The sequence below is a fragment of the Acinetobacter sp. V115_6 genome (genome assembly GCF_031799025.1).
GTDB classification, from domain to species: domain Bacteria; phylum Pseudomonadota; class Gammaproteobacteria; order Pseudomonadales; family Moraxellaceae; genus Acinetobacter; species Acinetobacter pittii.
The window spans coordinates 125,951-141,364 of record NZ_JAVQNO010000019.1 but is presented as its reverse complement, the minus strand read 5'-3'; the positions used below and the strand labels follow the sequence as shown (position 1 = coordinate 141,364).

Below are 15,414 nucleotides of genomic sequence, written 5' to 3'. Positions count from 1 at the left end.
TATTTCCCCTCAGGCCTTGATGGTAGGACGTACAATCACGTCACCGCCAGTTGCACCAGGAATTGCACCTTTAACAACTAAAACAGAACGTTCAGCGTCAATAGATACGATTTCAAGACCTTGTACTGTTACGCGTTCATCACCTAAGTGACCAGCCATTTTCTTGCCTTTGAACACGCGTCCAGGAGTCTGGTTTTGACCTGTAGAACCTAATACACGGTGAGAAACTGAGTTACCGTGAGTAGCGTCTTGAGTACGGAAGTTCCAACGTTTAACACCACCTTGGAAACCTTTACCTTTTGATTGACCAGTTACGTCAACAATTTGACCAACTGCGAACAAATCAACGCCAATAGTACCGCCAACTTCACGACCTTCAAGCTCAGCTTCAGTAACACGGAACTCTTTAACTAAACGACCAGCAGCAACACCAGCTTTCGCGAAGTGACCTTTCTGAGCGTTAGTTACGCGAGATTCGCGACGTTCACCAGTAGTTACTTGAACAGCTTGATAACCATCAGTTTCAAGTGTTTTGATTTGCGTAATGCGGTTTGGATCGACTTCGATGACTGTAACAGGTACAGAAACACCTGCATCTGTAAAGATGCGAGTCATACCACATTTGCGACCGACTAAACCAATAGCCATGTGCATAAACCTCTAAAAAAGCGGCCTAATTAACTTAGAAGTTAATCAACCGAAAGCCTTAACCCAAAGCGATCTGAACATCAACACCAGCCGCAAGATCTAATTTCATCAATGCATCAACAGTTTTATCTGTAGGTTGAACGATGTCGATCAAACGTTTATAGGTGCGGATTTCGTACTGGTCACGCGCATCTTTGTTAACGTGCGGTGAAGTAAGAACGTTGAAGCGTTCGATGCGAGTAGGCATCGGAATTGGACCACAAACTTGTGCGCCAGTACGCTTAGCGGTTTCTACGATCTCTTGAGCAGATTGATCAATCAGACGATGATCAAAAGACTTCAAACGGATACGAATTCTCTGGTTAGACATACCAGTAAACTCCAAGCCAAACATATAAAGAATCACCCTTGACGCATCTCACCCATTGGTAAGTGTCAAAGGCAGTGAAAATCACTAAGGTCATGATCGATGCCACGACTGTAATGCACATTTACTACTTTCTTCGCAGTAAATGCCCCTCCTTTTGAGGGTCGCCCATTATAACGATTGTTTAAGTCTTATGCAATTCTCTTTTTCTATTTTTTGTTCAAAACGCACTTTAACCTAGTATTCTCAACTCACTCTAGGCATTTATGACAAATTCAATCGCTTTATTTAAGAGTTGATTACCTTGTTCAAATTTTTGTGCTTCTGAATATTGCAGTTCACTCACAGGCTGAACATATTCCCCATTAAAAATAGATAGCTCTTCTTCATTTTCAAGCAAGAGTTCTAACGTTGCTGGTGTCATTTCTGGATGAAATTGAAAACCAAGCACATTTTTTCCAATTTGATACATCTGATTACGACAAGCTATATTCTCGGCTAAGTGTATAGCACCTTTGGGTATTTCAAATGTTTCGCTATGCCACTGCATCACCTTTATCTTTTCAGGCAATGGAAAGCTGTCTTGAGGTAAATTTGCTACCCTTTGAACTGTCGACCAGCCAAGTTCCTGATAGCGGTTTCGACTGACTGCGGCGCCTAGTGCATTAGCAATTAGCTGCCCACCCAAACAGAGACCTATAGCAGGCTTTCCTGCTGCTAAATAACGACGCAACCATCTTTTCTCTATCTTAAGCCATGGATAATTCGCCTCATCATTTACACTCATGGTGCCACCCATGACTAATAATAAGTCAACCTCATCAATTTGTGGTAAAGCTTCTATTTCAAGTGACCGATCAACCGGAAGTGCAAAAAACTCCGTAGAACTAATAGTCGCGTGGTGAGCTTTTAAAAATGAATAACAACTCCCAAACCCCTCACCCGCGATATGTTGAAAATAATGAACTCTTAAATGCGACTTCATGCGCTTAAACCTATTGTTGTTAGAATGTTGTAGTGGTCTTTGCAAAAATAAAGCCAAGTTTTTGTTTTATAGGTCTACTGTAACGAAACGTCTTACAAAACTTTATAAATCTAGCGAAGAATTTAAATTTCTCTTAATCTAACTTTATCATTTAAAACATAACGCACTATGAAAAAGCATAACGATTTCCAGACTCGTCTCATTCATGCCCCAAGAAAGGCTCCGCAATTCATTGAAACAGTGCAACCTCCCTTATTTCGCGCATCAACTATTATTTTCAAATCAACTTCGCACCTTTTTGATCGTCATTGGACTGATAAGTATGACTATAGCTATGGAACACATGGCACCCCTACCACATTCACCTTAGGCGACAATATTGCGCAAATTGAAGGTGGTTTGCATTGTTTGCTTGCACCGAGTGGCCTATCCGCAATTAATATTGTGAACTCAGCATTTTTAAGCACTAATGATGAAGTATGGGTTCCAGACAATATTTACGGGCCAAATCTAGAACATTTAACTTATCTACAAAGTCAATATGGCATTATTGTTAAAGTATATAACCCTATTGACGCTGCAAGTTTTCAACCCACCGAAAGAAGTAAACTATTATGGTTAGAAGCTGCAGGTTCAGTTAGTTTAGAATTCCCTGATCTTAAAAATCTAGTCAAGAAAGCTAAAAAGCATGGTGTATTGACTGCTCTAGATAATACTTGGGGAGCTGGGCTTGCGTTTAATGCTTTTAATTTTTCTGATGAACATCTATCTGTTGATTTAACCGTTCACGCACTAACAAAATATCCAAGTGGTGGTGGTGACATTTTAATGGGCAGCATCGTAACTCGTGATGAGAAACTTCATCACCGCCTATTCCGCACACATGCCATTTTAGGCATCGCAATCTCTGGAGATGATGCAGCTCAAGTTCAACGCAGCCTTGCTCATATGTCTTTACGCTATAAACAACAGTCAGCCAATGCTCACGCTCTACTTAAATGGCTAAAGAACCAGCCTCAATTTGCACAAGTTCTACATCCAAGTGATGAATCCTCACCAGGCCATCAATATTGGCAAGAAATCTGCATAGACGGTCAAAGTGCCGGCTTAGTGAGTGTTATTTTTAAACCTGAATATGACATTACAGCAGTACGTCGTTTCTGCGATGCATTAGAGTTATTTAAGCTCGGCTTTAGCTGGGGTGGACCCGTTAGCCTGATTATGCTTTATGATTTAAAAATGATGAGAAAACTTGAGAATACATATTTACAACAAGGATTATTGGTTCGATTCTGTATAGGACTAGAAGATCCGCAAGATTTGATACAAGATATCGAAAATGCACTGAAACAACTGTAAAACGACAAGATTATAGTGACTCAAACCATAGGATAAAAATATATGGGTACACCGATTGTTATTGCTAAAAATATTAAGGACACATCAAAAGAAATTGTTTTACTTCCCCAGTTTGCTAACCGTCATGGACTTATTGCAGGCGCCACAGGTACAGGTAAAACAGTTACGTTAAAAGTTCTAGCAGAGAGTTTCTCTCGAATCGGTGTGCCAGTATTTCTTGCCGATGCTAAAGGCGATGTTTCGAGCCTCGCAAAAGCTGGTGAAGCTTCGGATAAATTTAATGAACGCTTAAAACTTTTACAAATTGATAGTGTTCCATTCGCAGCGAACCCAGTTGTTTTTTGGGATTTATTTGGTCAGCAAGGTCATCCTATCCGAACCACTATTTCTGAAATTGGGCCAATTTTATTGGCTCGCATACTAAACTTAAATGATACCCAAGAAGGTGTTTTATCTGCTGTATTCCGTATTGCAGATGACCAAGGTTTACTTTTAGTCGACTTTAAAGATTTAAAAGCCATGATCACTTTTGTGAGTGAACATACAGCTGAGTTTAAAGCCGAGTATGGTAATTTATCTCCAGCCAGTCTAGGTGCCATTCAGCGTAACTTACTCGCTCTTGCCGACCAAGGTGGAGAACAATTCTTTGGGGAACCAGCTTTAAATATTCTGGATTTTATCCAAACCGATGCAAAGGGACACGGCTATATCAATATTCTTGCTGCCGACAAGCTCATGAATACGCCTAAGTTATACGCCACTTTCCTCTTATGGATGCTTTCAGAGTTATTTGAACAGCTACCAGAAGTGGGTGATATGGATAAGCCTAAACTCGTGTTTTTCTTTGATGAAGCTCACTTGTTATTTGATAATGCCAGCCAAGCACTCCAAGACAAAATTGAACAAGTGGTACGTTTAATCCGCTCCAAAGGGGTGGGTATCTACTTTATTACTCAAAACCCACTCGATTTACCCGAAAGCGTTCTTGGTCAACTTGGTAATCGCGTTCAACATGCATTACGTGCATTTACCCCTAAAGATCAAAAAGCTGTAAAAACCGCAGCAGACACTTTCCGTGCTAATCCCGAGTTTAAAGTTGATGAAGCTATTACCCAACTTGGTGTTGGTGAGGCACTCATTAGCTGTCTAGATGAACAAGGTACGCCACAGATTGTAGAACGTGGTTGGGTTATGCCTCCGTACTCTGCATTTACACCGATCACTCCAGAAGAGCGTCAGACTTTAATCTCGCAAAGTATTATTGCTGGCGTTTATGAACAAGCTGTAGATCGTGATAGTGCCTATGAAATGCTACAGAATAAAGTTGCTGAGCGCGAACAACAGCAGCAAGACGCCGAACTTGCAAAACAACAAGCTAAAGAACAAGAAACTTTAGCAAAACAGCAAGCTAAAGAGCAGGAACGTTTGGCACGTGAGCAACTAAAAGAGGAAGAAAGAGCAGCCCGTGAACGAGCTAAACTCACACAAGACATTGTGGGAACTTTTGCCAAAAGTGCTGCACGCAGCTTAGGAGGAAGTACGGGACAAAAACTCGTAAGAGGCTTGCTCGGCTCTTTATTTGGTAAATAAAAATATTAAAAAAATTGCGTTAATTTTAGGGGATTTCATATCCCCTAATTTTTTTATGGTTTTTTAGGAAAAAGTTATTGCCATTAATTTTTTAAAGATGTATTTTAAATACATCTTATATAGCCAGATAAATAAGGTCTAGCCATGACTCCACAACAAATTGAACTTGTTAAATCTACTGTACCGGTTTTACGTGAACACGGCGTTACGCTGACTACATACTTTTATAAGCGCATGCTTAATAACAATCCCGAATTAAAAAATGTGTTTAATTTAGATGACCAAACCAGCTTACGTCAGCCACGCGCGCTTGCAGCTGCTGTGCTTGCTTATGCAGAAAATATTGAGAACCCTACCGTGCTCGCTAAAGCGGTAGAACGCATCACTACTAAACACGTGAGCTTAGATATTCAACCAGACCAATATGCAATTGTTGGGGACAACTTGCTTCATTCAATTAGTGAAGTACTCAACGTGCCATTCGAATCAGAGCTTATTGAAGCGTGGAAACAAGCATACTTACAGTTGGCTGATATCTTGATTGGTGTTGAAAAACAAAAATATGAACAACTTGAAAGCTTAAAAGGTGGATGGGCTGGCTGGCGTTCATTTGAAATTACTCAAATTGATCCTTTGGAATCTGGCAAACGCTTCACTTTAAAAGCAACTGACCATGAAGACGTACTGACTAGCCCAGCAAATGCCTTTATTTCAGTTAAAGTACAAGTTCCCGAGCAACAACTTGAACAACCGAAAGCTTTTAAATTTACTGAAGCTCAAGAAGATAACTCGTATCACTTTGAAGTGCAGCCTGAAGAAAATCATACTGAGTTTTCAGTTGCTAATATTCTACTTGAGCATTATAGAGTGGGTGATCAAGTACAGGTTTCAGCCCCTTTAACGCTGTAATGTAAAAACCTCTTGCCTGAAAGTTTTCTTATTTAGACTTTCAGGCTAAGATGATCATCCTTTTAATCTCTTCCATTTTTGGTGATCATGCAGCTTAATAAATTTACCGATTATGCATTACGACTCTTAATGTATGTTGCACGCCCAAGTGATGCACCCTACACGATTGCAGAAATCGCGAAAGATTTGCATGTTTCACAAAACCATCTAGTTAAAGTTGTTCACTTCATGGGCAAGCAGGAATGGATTATTACCATTCGTGGAAAAGGCGGAGGAATTCGCTTAAATCCAGATGCACTTAACTCAAATTTAGGTTCAATCGTTCGAATATTACAGGGCGACAATCAAATCGTTGAATGTAATACGCCACCTTGTGTATTACGCAGTCACTGTGGTTTAAAAGGTATTTTAGATCAGGCTTTAGAGAGTTTTTATCAAAGCCTAGATCAATACACACTCGGAGAAGTTTTGCAGCAATCAAAATCCGCTCCTGCCAACTCCCCTATTGCATTTTTACAAATCTAACCTCTATTACTTTTAATAACTAGATTAATTGAAAATTAGCAAGAATACCCAAGCTCCTTTATACTAGGCGCGAGCCCTCTCATTTAAAAAGTTATTTTTTATGCGTCGTAGTGAAAAATCGAAAGACACCAAAGCCAGACTCGCACCCAAGCAAAAGATCAGCTATGAAAAGAAACCAGATCCAGCGATCACAGCATATGCTGTGCAATCACTCAACTGGTTACGCCAAGCTGAGTTTCTAATGAGTGCACCTAAATTGGCACTTTGTGTTGAAGATAGTGGCTACGAAATCGCTTTTGCAGGACGCTCAAATGCCGGTAAGTCTAGTGCTATCAATGCACTAACCAACAAAAAACAGTTAGCGCGCGCCTCTAAAAAACCTGGCCGTACTCAAATGATTAACTTCTTTAGTCTAGGCAACCCCGATCAACGTTTAGTCGATCTTCCTGGCTATGGCTATGCAGCCGTACCTGAAGATATGAAACGAGTATGGCAAAAAGAATTAGAGAACTATTTAATCCATCGTAAAAGCTTACAAGGCTTAGTATTACTTATGGATATTCGCCATCCTCTACAGCATTTCGACATGATGATGCTAGAGTGGGCTTATTCACGTCATCTCTTTGTTCATATTCTCCTCACAAAAGCTGACAAACTTAATCGTGGCCCTGCAAACAAAGTGCTATTAGAAGTTAAGCAACAGCTGAAAAAAATGAAGCTTGATTTCTCGATTCAACTTTTCTCATCACTTAACAAATTAGGTTTAGAAGAGCTAGCAAGCGTTATGGCTGGACGCCTGCATTTTACACTTGATCAAGAACCAGAATTTGACGTTGACGCGATCCCTGAAGCAAGCGATGAGGATGCTGAAGAGTAAATTGTCAAAACAGATACAATTTCTTTATTAAATTTATTTTCAAATTGGCCCCTATTGCTAAACACAAATGTAGGGGCTTTTTTTATACTCGTTATAACTTCATCGAGTTAAAAATCAGGACTAAATGATGAAATTGTTATCTTTTTTGAAGAACAAAGCTTTAGGTTCTTCTATTGACTATAAAATTCTTCCACGTAAAGTAAAATTTGACTGGAAAGATACCCCTGTTGACTGGATTCCAAATCAGCCTTTCGCAAGTTATTTTATTAATGAAATTAATAATATCTTGCCTGCCGGAGAATTCTGGTTCTGCCGTTTGTACAATAAGGTTTTACCTCAAATTAAAGACGAAAAACTTAAACAGGATGTCCAAGCATTTATCCGTCAGGAAGCTATGCACGCCAATGCGCATACGTCAGCTAATAAAGAATATTTAAGTGCACGTAATATTGATATCCAGCGAAATCTGGACATTATGAATTATCTATTTACTACTGCCTTAGCAGATAAACCTTTCGACAAAGAAGTTCCTCAATTTCTACAAGAGCAATGGGATCTTTTCCGTTTAGGCGTTATTGCAACTGTTGAACATATGACCTGTGTGTTGGGTAAATATGCACTCTATAACAAGCGTTGGGAAGAATTAGGTGCCGACCCTGAAATGGTTGACTTGGTAAAATGGCATGGTTCAGAGGAAATTGAACACCGTACCGTTGCTTTTGATTTATATCGTCATCTTGGTGGTGGTTATATTCCACGCTACTATTTAAGCCTCGCAGTAATTGTACTAGTGCTTGGATTATGGGTAGATGGCGCTGCACATATTATGAAACAAGATCCACGTTTTGCAGATGCGGCTAAATCTAGATTTTTCCCAGTATGGGTTGCAGTAGAGTGGTATAAAATTAGCCGAAAAGATAATCAGGTTTTACCAAATCCAATCTGGCTTATTGCCCAACAAATTGATTACCTCATGCCTTGGTACGATCCAGTAAAAGAAGGTAGCACTGAAGATGCGGTAAATTATTTATCACAATCTCCAGCAGCAAAAAGAGCTGAATTACAAGCGGCTTAAAAATAAAAAAGCAGGATTTTAAATCCTGCTTTTTTATTTAGGAGATTAGACACTGATATCTTTATCTTTTGTATAACGGTCAACAACCACGCTAATCATCATATCACCCTGCACATTTACCACTGTTCTTACTGTATCCAATAGGCGGTCAATCGGAAGTAAAATTGCAATTGCTTCAGCCGGTAAACCTACAGACTGTAAAACCATAATCATGGTAACCATACCAGCACTCGGAATTCCAGGTGCTCCTAGTGATGCAATCATTGCTGTTAAGCACACAATAATTTGTTGTGTCAGATTTAAGTCTAGCCCCACCAAATTTGCGACAAACAATGCAGCGGCTGCTTCATATAGTGCTGTGCCATCCATATTAAGCTGTGTACCTAAAGGAATTACAAAACCAGCTGTTTGCGGACGAACCCCTAAGTTTTCCTGTGCGCATTTCATACTAAGGGGCATTGTGGCAGAACTAGAGCTGGTTGCAAATGCTGTAATTAGCGCTGTACGTGTTCCTTTGAAAAAAGCCCAAGGACTCATGCGGCCAAAAATCCAAAGTAGTAACGGTAAAACAACAGCGCCATGAAAAATGGTAGTCCCTGTCACTACAACAGCAAACTCAGCCAAACGACTGAGTACCGAAATATCTTCCGTTGCCATTAATTTTGCTAATAAAGCAAAAATACCCAAAGGTGCTAGCTTCATTACCCAGCCGACTAGCATCATCATCATTTCAAAAAATTGATGACTTAATAAGCGAATACTTTTAAAACGCTCACCGCCATGGACTAAAGCAACACCAACAAATAGTGCAAACACCACAACGGCTAAAACGTTACCATCGCTAAATGCTTTAAATGGATTAATTAATGTATTTTGAATAAAATTAGTGAAAAAACTTGCAGGATTTAAACTATCTGGTGCCTGATAGTTTTGCATAGACGTTTGGAAAATAGAGATATCTATACCACGTCCTACTTCAAATAGATGAGCACAACTTATACCTAAAATTAAAGCTAATGTTGTTGTAGTCAAACAACATAAAAAGGTAATTTTCCAGACTGGACCTAACTGCCCTCCCGCCTGCAAATTAGATACACCCACAACAATCGAGCTAAAAATCAAAGGTACCAACAACATTTTAAGCAGCCCAATAAAGACACTACTTAATATACCTAACCCATATAAACTATGTTTTACAAACGCAGTATCGGGATACAACGTTAATATAAAACCAAAGGCTAAGCCTAAAATGGCCGCAATAAGAATTTGTGTGTTTAAGTTCATATCAGCATTATTTTTTTCAGTTGGCAATCCTTTTGCAAATATGACATGAGCTTGCTTTTCATACGAGCAATTTTTTGTCACATCGTTTCAATTAAAAATAAAAAAGCCATCTCATGAGATGGCTTTATAAATAAGCTTATTGCGTTTCAATTTCCCGCAAACGAATTAAACCCTCTTGCACGGTACTGCATACAAGTTGGCCATTTTGCCACATACGGCCAAAGTTCAAGCCGCGAGAAGCTGCGCTAACGGTTGCTTCCATATCGTAAAGCATCCATTCATCAGCACGCAGCGGGCGATGGAAATAGATGGCATGATCAATACTCGCACACTGCAAACTTGGAGAAATATAGCTAAGCCCATGCGGTCTCAAAGCAGTTGTCATTAAGGTAAAGTCTGAATAAAACGCAACAATTGCTTGATGCAAAGCAATATCATCTAATTGTTTTGGAATACGGTCATGTGTGCGGATATAGTGCGCATTATAAGGAGCTTCAGGTTGAGGCTGAAACGGATTTACCGGATCAATTGGGCGAATTTCCACATGGCGCTCACGCATGAAACTAGCACGAACATTTTCAGGTACGAAATTTAAAATACCTTCTTTGAGCTCATTTTCAGATTTAAGAGTCTCTGGTGCGGGATACTCTGGCTCTTGATGTTGATAGTTCAAGCCTTCTTCGGGGTTAGCAAAAGAAACCATCGCCGAAAAGATAACTCGTCCGTGTTGAATGGCACGAACCTGACGGCTTACGAAACTCTTCCCATCACGTAAACGGTCTACTTCATAGATAATTGGGGCATTAATATCGCCACCATATAAAAAATATGCATGCAAAGAATGCGCTGGGCGATCGGTTGTATAAGATGCCGCACGTAAAGCCTGACCCAAAACCTGCCCACCAAAGACACGTTTACCGACAAGATTACGGCTTATGCCACGGTAAATATTTTCTTCTAGCTTTTCTAAAGTAAGAAGATCGACAAGTTCTTGGGTTAACGCATTCATGAGAGATACCTTCATATTTCAGGTAAAAAATCGTATTAAAGTACAGATGTGTAGAATCTATTGTGCCATAAAAAACTATTTGAACATGGAACAATCAGTCAACTTCTGACGAACATTGCTCATATAACAGCTAAAAATACGATTTTTAACGATAAAATATGCCAAAAGCATTATAATTTATAAGAAAGTAGCATATTGTTTTTTTTAATAAATGCCGCAAAATAATTACCCTCTGCATTTGGTGCTGGGATTTGTCTTTAAGAAGTAGGAGTTCTTATGTCCAAGAGTGGGTTTGGTCAAATGTATCGTCGGCTTTCGAGTAAACTACTTGACCTCGTGGTAACACCACATGTTCTTGGGGAAGTTCCTACTGAACCAGTATCAGAAACAACAGAAACAGAAGCAAAAACTGACCGCCAAAAAGTGGTTTGTTACGTCTTACAAAACCACTCTCGAAGCAATGCTTTAGTGGTTGATGGAGAAACGCGTCGTTTAAATTTAAAACCTGCGTTAGACCCACTCATTGTGGGTACTCATCAGGAAAAAGCATCAGTTTTATTTTTACAGCACAATGATGAAAATAATTTACTGAATCCGCCTCCTCATGCTTTTCCACCGCGTTTAATAAAACTGATTGAAGTTTTACAAGAAAATCCTGAACTTGATATAGAGCTTGTTCCAGTTACAGTTTTATGGGGCCGTTCGCCAGATAAAGAAGATTCTTGGTTTAAATTATTATTTTCAGACACATGGGCAACGCCAAGCACAGTTAAGCAGTTGGTAAATATTGGTTTGCATGGTCGTCAGTCTTATTTAGAGTTTCATGAACCGCAATCGCTACGTGAATTGGTTGAATATGCACAGCAGCATTATCCAAATCTTTCACCAGCAACTTATATTGTAAGTACGTTAAATGATTATTTAGACCGTCAGCGTGAAGTCGTGTTAGGCCCCGATTTGTCGGATCGCCGCAATGTCATGCAATCGGTTGTTAAATCTCGTGATGTGCAAGAAGCAATCCGCCGTGAAAGTATTCGCGGAAAAGTGAGCATGCTTGAAGCTGAACGCCGTGCGATTGGCTATGTGAATGAAATCGTATCGGATTATTCGCACTCAGCAGTGCGCTTTGCTGACCTTGCCTTAACGCGCTTATGGACTCAGCTTTATGACGGCGTAGAAGTACATAACTTTAGTACAGTTCGTGAACTAGCGAAAGATTATGAAGTTGTCTACACACCTTGCCACCGCAGTCACATTGACTATTTACTATTGTCATATGTGATCTATAAACGTGGCTTAATGGTTCCGTATATTGCTGCGGGCGATAACTTAAACCTACCTTTTGTTGGTCAACTTTTACGTGGAGGCGGTGCATTCTTTATTCGCCGCTCTTTCCGTGGAAATGGACTCTACACTACTGTATTTAAAGAATATCTATATAGTATTTTGTCACGCAACACGCCTCTTGAATACTTTATTGAAGGTGGACGTTCACGTACTGGACGTTTATTACCGCCTAAAACCGGTATGCTTGCCATGACAGTTCACAGCCATTTACGTGGCCGTGCCAAACCGATCGTTTTCTTACCAACTTATATTGGTTATGAACGACTCATGGAAGGCTCAACTTACGTAGGCGAAATGCAAGGTAAGCCAAAAGAAGCCGAATCTATTTTTGGTATTGTGAAAACCTTACGAAAAATTGAACGTATCTTTGGTAAAGTCCACGTGAACTTTGGTGAACCCGTTTTCCTTGATGATCTGCTTAAGCAACATAATGCAGAAAACGTTTATATCGAGAAAAATGACGACCCAATTCCTCAAGCTGTTTCAGATGCAGTAAATAGCTCTGCACATGCAATTTTAGAAAATATTAACCGAGCTGTGGTGATTAACCCTGTTTCTTTACTTTCTATTATTTTGCTTGCAACTCCAAAGCATACGCTTGATGAAGAAATTTGTATTAAGCAGCTAGAAGCTTATCGCAACTTGGCATCGAACTTCCCATATGACCAACGTATGGAAGTAACACCACTTTCTGGTAAAGAAATTATTGCGTATGGTTTAAAGCTTAAACTCATTAAACGCGTTCAGCATGCGCTTGGCGATATTATTGCGATTGAAGATAACCAAGCTGTTCTTCTGACTTACTTCCGTAATAACATCTTGCACGCCTTTGTTTTACCTTCTCTAGTAGCATCGCTTGTTGAGCATAATGGAAAAATCAGTCGTTCAGATTTAACTAATGTCATCTATACGCTCTATCCATTCTTGAAAGCTGAGTTATTCCTTAAATGGAAGAGCAGCGAGCTTAAAGCACAAGTTGAGCAATATGCAGATGCTCTAGTTCAATCTAACCTTATTCAACAAGACGATGAAGGTAATTTGATTAGCTCTGCACCAAATACAGAAGAGCATAATCAGCTTGTTGTTTTAGCTACTCCTGTTAAGCAAAGTCTTGAGCGCTACTACATGACACTTGCGCTCATTACTCAACGTGGTTCAGGTAATATCTCTGCTAAACAAGTTGAAGAATTAAGTCATTTATTAGGACAACGTTTATCAGTTCTCTATGAATTTAATTCGCCAGAGTTCTTCGACAAAGCTTTATTCCAAAGCTTCTTAAAAGTACTTACTCAGCAAAATTACATTCGTACCAATGACCAAGGCCAAATTGAGTTTGATGACAATTTCCGTCAAATGGCTGCTGGCGCACAGTTGGTGCTTGATGAAGTAACCTTGCAAATGTTGCAGCACATCACCACCTTTACTGACGAAGAATTGAAAGATGCTCTTGAAGCAATGGCATCTCAACAAGCTAAACGCCGTTTAAAACGTAAAAAAGCTTAACGTCTTTAGTCAAAATAAAAGGCAACTTCGGTTGCCTTTTATTTTATTAGCGAATTGGACATTCAAAATAACGTGGATCGTCCATACAACGTAAGCGCTTCATAAGCTGAACAAAATAAGCATCGTAATAACCTGAAACAACATACTGATTACGTATTTTGGCAACCATTACGTCATAACTTTGCTTCTCATAAAAAGAGACATCTACCCAATAATAAGCAGGTAAATGATTTTCCCATTGTGTCGCACGATTCGTCAGTAATTGGCTATTTTGAACGAACCATCCTCGAATTTTCCGGCCAAAATTAGCAGGATAAGCTTGCTGCTTAATAATTAAGTTGACACCGAAATATGCCAAAGGAAAATTAATGACTTGAGTATCTGGTCCAAATTCTTTTTGTAAGTTATACGGCAATAATCCATACACTGGGGCAGCAATAATATCGATTTTATTTTGCTTAAACTGCGCAATCGCGTTAGATAAATCGACATAAACTGGCTGAGCACCTACACTTCGTACCAGTGCTTGTTGTGGTGGATTGTTAGGTAACACCCCAATACGCTGATTTCTTAATTGAGCGACTCTAGAGAGGTTCTTATTTTTTAGAACCATGTAAGCAGTTCCAATTGGAATCATTCCTATAGCTTCATAATTCTTAGAAACTAACCTTTTCTCGATTGTAGGATGATTTAAAAGCTGCAAAAAGCTTTTGGCCGTACGGTTATTAGGAATAAGCCCTATACCCGCGGTACTTCCCATAAACTGGTTATAACGATAAGTATTGAAATTGGATGCAGCTAAACCTGAACATTTCCCATCATCAAAAGCTTGTATAGCCTGCTGTTCTTTTTGATAGGTAACCACTTTAAATTTGACTTGATATTGCTGGGCATATAGCCGAATGTCATTTAAACGGCGAGTAATATCCCCTTGGGACCCGATAGGATCATAGGCACACCACACCTGATCCTCAGCCCAACTCGCAACAGCTGTTATGCTCAAGATAAGAGCTAAACAAATTTTTTTCACTTTCAACCTTTTTATCTTTATCGGCAATTTGACTGCCTCATCAGGTATTTATGTTCTTATTTAAAGTTTAATCAAAATTTCATTTAGTGCTATGAACATTTAAACATAATAAATAGTCATTAAAGCAAATCGGATGTTCTAACTGAAAACCTATTGTAGATAAATGTTTTGCATAAATTCTTTTACCTGAAATTTGGTTTGATTCTAAAGTTAATTCTGGCAATCCCAATTGTTTTTGAAACCACACTATAACTTCATGCAAAGGCAATGGTTGATTATTAGTCACAATATAGCTTGCTTGATGACTTTCGTAATCAGCCATAAAAGCCAAAAATCTTGCTAAATCATCAATATGTATTCGATTGCTATAATGTATATTTGGATAGCTTTGATGATTTTCAGCCATTTTCTTTAAACGGGCAATGGAAGTTCCATAAATACCTGTAGGGCGAATAATTACAGATTGAGTTGGATAGTACTTTTGCCAAAGTAGTTCCATATTGCGCAATATATGGCCTTGTGCATCATTTGGATGAATTTCACTAAAATCATCAATAATCTCCCCTTCATTTTCACCATATACCCGCGTAGAAGAGACAATGATTATTTTTTTTACTGGATGTATTTTTAATGCTTCTCGAATCGGTTCAATACTATCAACATAAGTTTGCTGATAGCCCTCAACCGTACTCTCATTTGGAGAAAGTAAAATATATACGACATCTACAGGTTCAATTTTACTTAAATCGAGCGTAAAAATATCCTGAACAAGATGTGTTGCGTAACTATCCGTTTTTACACTACGGCTGATTGTGGTAATTTGATGTTCTTTCTCAAATAGTTGTTTAGCAACACGCTGAGATGTTTTACCATAACCGATAAATAATATATGCATAGAAAACTCGT

At 39.1% G+C, this 15,414-nt stretch carries 14 protein-coding genes and 1 pseudogene; 8 read left to right on the top strand and 7 right to left on the bottom strand.

What is annotated here, in order from left to right:
* Positions 1-9 precede the first annotated feature (9 nt).
* From rplC to RMA94_RS07415, 3 genes are all read right to left on the bottom strand, one after another.
* Positions 10-648, bottom strand: coding sequence for a 50S ribosomal protein L3 (gene rplC / locus RMA94_RS07425; RefSeq protein ID WP_014207747.1), 639 nt, complete (start codon positions 646-648; stop codon positions 10-12).
* A 58-nt stretch (positions 649-706) separates the two neighbouring features.
* On the bottom strand, positions 707-1,018 hold the full coding sequence (gene rpsJ, locus RMA94_RS07420; RefSeq protein ID WP_000070912.1) for a 30S ribosomal protein S10: 312 nt from the start codon (positions 1,016-1,018) through the stop codon (positions 707-709).
* A gap of 253 nt (positions 1,019-1,271) precedes the next feature.
* Positions 1,272-2,000, bottom strand: a complete 729-nt coding sequence (locus RMA94_RS07415; protein ID WP_002116949.1) for a type 1 glutamine amidotransferase — start codon at positions 1,998-2,000, stop codon at positions 1,272-1,274.
* 168 nt (positions 2,001-2,168) lie between these two features.
* On the opposite strand from RMA94_RS07415, the gene RMA94_RS07410 reads away from it, so the two are divergent.
* The 7 genes and pseudogenes from RMA94_RS07410 (at position 2,169) to RMA94_RS07380 (ending at position 8,335) form a co-directional block, all read left to right on the top strand.
* The gene (locus RMA94_RS07410) at positions 2,169-3,359 is read left to right on the top strand and encodes a PLP-dependent transferase (RefSeq protein WP_311082401.1); all 1,191 of its coding nucleotides are present in this window, start codon (positions 2,169-2,171) and stop codon (positions 3,357-3,359) included.
* 42 nt (positions 3,360-3,401) lie between these two features.
* The gene (locus RMA94_RS07405) at positions 3,402-4,949 is read left to right on the top strand and encodes a helicase HerA-like domain-containing protein (RefSeq protein ID WP_057068735.1); all 1,548 of its coding nucleotides are present in this window, start codon (positions 3,402-3,404) and stop codon (positions 4,947-4,949) included.
* Positions 4,939-5,091: pseudogene (locus tag RMA94_RS07400) on the top strand (hypothetical protein). Before RMA94_RS07405 ends, RMA94_RS07400 begins: the two are co-directional and overlap by 11 nt.
* A 2-nt stretch (positions 5,092-5,093) precedes the next feature.
* Positions 5,094-5,858, top strand: coding sequence for a globin domain-containing protein (locus RMA94_RS07395; protein ID WP_014207751.1), 765 nt, complete (start codon positions 5,094-5,096; stop codon positions 5,856-5,858).
* 87 nt (positions 5,859-5,945) lie between these two features.
* Positions 5,946-6,383: an Rrf2 family transcriptional regulator gene (locus RMA94_RS07390; protein WP_002116968.1), complete on the top strand. Its 438-nt coding sequence runs from the start codon at positions 5,946-5,948 to the stop codon at positions 6,381-6,383.
* A gap of 100 nt (positions 6,384-6,483) precedes the next feature.
* Positions 6,484-7,260: a ribosome biogenesis GTP-binding protein YihA/YsxC gene (gene yihA / locus RMA94_RS07385; protein ID WP_005067265.1), complete on the top strand. Its 777-nt coding sequence runs from the start codon at positions 6,484-6,486 to the stop codon at positions 7,258-7,260.
* Positions 7,261-7,384: 124 nt separating this feature from the next.
* Positions 7,385-8,335, top strand: coding sequence for a metal-dependent hydrolase (locus RMA94_RS07380; RefSeq protein ID WP_130119849.1), 951 nt, complete (start codon positions 7,385-7,387; stop codon positions 8,333-8,335).
* Positions 8,336-8,380: 45 nt separating this feature from the next.
* Here the strand turns inward: RMA94_RS07380 and RMA94_RS07375 are convergent, their stop codons facing one another.
* Positions 8,381-9,646 carry a dicarboxylate/amino acid:cation symporter gene (locus RMA94_RS07375; protein WP_057069029.1) on the bottom strand — a complete coding sequence of 422 codons (1,266 nt, stop codon included), beginning with the start codon at positions 9,644-9,646 and terminating at the stop codon, positions 8,381-8,383.
* A 109-nt stretch (positions 9,647-9,755) separates the two neighbouring features.
* On the bottom strand, positions 9,756-10,628 hold the full coding sequence (locus RMA94_RS07370) for an acyl-CoA thioesterase II (RefSeq protein ID WP_002116924.1): 873 nt from the start codon (positions 10,626-10,628) through the stop codon (positions 9,756-9,758).
* A 276-nt stretch (positions 10,629-10,904) separates the two neighbouring features.
* Between RMA94_RS07370 and plsB the strand changes: the two genes are divergently transcribed.
* Positions 10,905-13,478, top strand: coding sequence for a glycerol-3-phosphate 1-O-acyltransferase PlsB (plsB, locus tag RMA94_RS07365; protein WP_005067259.1), 2,574 nt, complete (start codon positions 10,905-10,907; stop codon positions 13,476-13,478).
* Between the two features lie 46 nt (positions 13,479-13,524).
* On the opposite strand, the gene RMA94_RS07360 is transcribed toward plsB, so the two are convergent.
* Both RMA94_RS07360 and RMA94_RS07355 read right to left on the bottom strand, forming a co-directional pair.
* Entirely contained in the window at positions 13,525-14,508 is a 984-nt protein-coding gene (locus tag RMA94_RS07360) for a putative solute-binding protein (protein WP_311082400.1), read from the bottom strand.
* A 79-nt stretch (positions 14,509-14,587) separates the two neighbouring features.
* Positions 14,588-15,403 (bottom strand): NAD-dependent epimerase/dehydratase family protein, encoded by an 816-nt coding sequence (locus tag RMA94_RS07355; protein ID WP_311082399.1) that lies wholly within the window; start codon positions 15,401-15,403, stop codon positions 14,588-14,590.
* Between the last annotated feature and the right edge of the window lie 11 nt (positions 15,404-15,414).